This is a genomic window from Citrobacter sp. wls718, assembly GCF_005280945.1.
Lineage (GTDB): Bacteria > Pseudomonadota > Gammaproteobacteria > Enterobacterales > Enterobacteriaceae > Citrobacter > Citrobacter gillenii.
On the sequence record NZ_SZWV01000059.1, the window covers coordinates 10,159 to 13,336 of the forward strand.

Genomic DNA, 3,178 nt, shown 5'->3' on the forward strand with positions numbered 1-3,178 from the left:
GAAGAAGAGCTTCACTGAGTTGACATCCTAGTCCGTAGCAGGACTTATTCCATCAATGGGCTCATTGCAGTACCAGATATCAGTACCTAACTTCTGTTGCCAGGCCCAGACGTTCCGAACCGACGGCGATACTCTTCTGCCCCAAGAGCCATCACCTCAACGTCATGCTCGTTCACCTCGATAGCGTTCTTTACACTAAGCTCCCGCTTTAGGATTGCTAGCTCTGGAATAAACTTCGGCTCAGCCCGTCCATTAAATATCGCAGGAAGAAGCAAATACGCGCGTGACTGCCTGTAAATATTAAGAAAGCGGATCAGGTTGACATCGGTTTCTGCATGCATGGTTTGCATACGTGATGCCATCATGAAGGTCTTGCCTGACGTTTCGCCCTCATCATTAGAAAGCCTAGAAGTGATAAGAACACGGTAATGCGCCGGTTCGTCAACGGATATTCCACGCAGAATCGCTAGGTAAATTTCGTCCTGCTTATCGACCGTTCCTAGACGTTGACGCCAACGTGAAAAAATCTTCCTCGCGGCATCCTCGTGCTTAAACATGAGCGCAATCGCTGGAGGATACGAGGGCCCCCAATGAGTAAAAGCAGTTCCATTCCAACCAGCTTGATCCCAAAGATGAACATCTATAACTGAGCGAACACCCAGATCGCGATGATCACTTGTTAGGGGCGGGGAACTTCGTTTTCCTACCGTCGAGCATCTTTCCTGATCCTCAACCGTGTTTAATAAGCGGCGGATGATTACGGGACGAGACGACTCAAGAGTGAACTCCGATATCGCCATCTGCGTCCAATCACTGAGCTTCGATAGCCCTTCTTTGAATACGCGTTGCCGACTATTGCCGACAATTACGACCATGCTAATGCGATCAAGCACCGCCTCACTGCTGAAGAGATGTTCGATCGTTTTTCGCATATCCTCCACGTAGCAAGTGGCAGCAAAAATCTCAGCAGCCAATCCAATCAGCATTTTCTGGATGTCGGCCTGCCGGGCAAATGTAGCTGGTTTGAACCCAGTCGGCCAGCGAACTATCGCCGTCATTTCATCAGTATTGATCGTGTAGTCAGGTGCCAGCACTTCAGAACTATCTTGAAGTGATATAGTGAAGTTCTCTGTATGCGCTACGGCGCCGCTTTCGATTGCGGTTGCAAAAAATGCTTCAACGGATCCTATTACTGCTTCTGCGGCAAGAACTAAGGCATCGGAGCACGGGTGAAAGACTGCCACACGAATGCCCTGAACTCTTGAGACAAGGCACTGCGAGTCTGCCTCGTTAAAGATGACAGGACCATGCTGGTTGCTAGATACCGGTTGGCTAGCAAGCAAAGTAAATAACTCGGCCACCTTCTCTGGCGTCTCTTCTTGCGGTATTGATCCCTCCCGACGAAGTTCGGCTTCATGGCCGAGCGCGTAAATCAGCGAGTTTCGACTCTGTTGCAGACCGAGTCCACCAAGAACATCAGGTAATCGCACAACGTGTTGAAGTTCTTCCGCTGTGAAATTTAGGATTTGGCTCGCCAGAATAAGATCTAACTCCGTAAGTCGCTTCGCGATACGATCTTTTGATGAGTCGTCGAGCGGAAGCATCGCCGTACAACCTCGAACTAACCGAACAGCTTCGAGAGCGTCTGGAAGATGCCGAAGTTCGACAGCAATCCAAGCGAGGGCCATAACCATGGGTACGATCGAAGCCGAAAGATCACTGTCCTTCTCGGCTTCGATGAACATCGAAGCCATTGCAAAAATGCATGTAGCCCGCGCAGCCCAGAGCAATCCGGCACTACGATAAGCAAACGTGAGCAGTTGCAGTGCTTCGATCAGAGAATCGGCATATTCTTTTTTAGTGAGTTGACGCGCGGCTTTGCCCAACAAACGAATGATTTCGAAGTTATCTTCGAAATCGAGTTGTTGCGCTCGCTTGAGAAGCACTAACGCCCCCTGAGCCTCACCGGTACGCTCAGAAACAAACGCTGCTACCTCGTCAACCAGTTGGACATAACTACTGTCCTTACCGGCGACGAGCCCGAACACCTCAATCATTTTAGTCAAACGCTCAGCAGAAAACTCACCGAGACCTCTCGCACGCTTGACGACATCCGAGAACTGCGGCCATAGCGAACTCAGTTTTTCAGTATCTTGTTTAAGTATCGCCTGATTGACTTCTATGACGAGTAACGACGACAGGGCCTCCAAGGCATTATTTGGACGTTCTTTATTCTCAGCAATTACCTTTAACCTCTCGGTCAATCTAGATGCTCGCTCTTCAAGCCTAGCCTCTTCGACCGTCAAATGCTGATGAATGACCGAGTTGAATAGCAATTGTACTAGATTACAAAGAAACTCAAGGTTTATGGCGTGATCCGTGTCGCACACCAGATTCGCAAACTCGTCATACCTTCCGTTCAAATACGCGATGTCATCGAACCACCAAAAGGCGGTCCAGATGGACTCGTAGTGCGCTTCCAACTTCTGGCGATAAGTTCCATCTTGTTCAGCGAGTCGAATTGCACGAGCAAACCGACCATCTGTCTCGATTCGTGGGAGCTCTAGATTACGCGACAACTTAGCTGCCACCAGAGATTCCGTAACTCGTTGCATTTTCATCCCAGAAAATGCCTCCGGATTGCCGAGCGTTTTCTCGATGTCTTCAAGTTGCTGTGAGCGGGAGTAATCTGTGGGCCCCATACGCTTTGAGCCTGCAACCTCCTGCCCTACACCAAGGTAATTAAAGGCTAGGTCCTTACGATCATTACTGACGACCTGATCAACAATCCAACTCCGGTCAAGAATAGTGATGGTCACACCGTACTGTTTCGAAAGTTCATCCTCGACGCGGGCGCGATCCTTCGCCCGAGCGAACTGCGCTGTTACACAATAAACTTTCTGATAGCCACGCTGCGTAGCCACAATGCCTGCAACGTCATTGCGAACTTTCTCCGCCCACTTTCTCTTAGCACTGAAAGCGAATGCCCAACGCTCCTGTGCAGCATTTGCGTCCCCCATATACGTGAGAGTAGCAATCTCGTCGGCAATCGGAATAGTTTCTGAATCAGCTTTGCTGTCCCCTCCTCCCTCCGGACCGGTAGCAGGCTTCAAGTTTGGGCAGATCGTGCGTTCGCACAACTTGCGACAAAATATGGTAATGACTCCAACTTATTGAT

General features: G+C 49.7%; 1 protein-coding gene. It reads right to left on the reverse strand.

Going from position 1 to position 3,178, the window contains the following annotated elements; all coding sequences use genetic code 11:
- Nucleotides 1–86 precede the first annotated feature (86 nt).
- A complete protein-coding gene (locus FDW95_RS11795; protein WP_212734301.1) occupies nucleotides 87–3,113 on the reverse strand; it encodes a tetratricopeptide repeat protein in 3,027 nt (1,008 codons plus the stop codon).
- Between the last annotated feature and the right edge of the window lie 65 nt (nucleotides 3,114–3,178).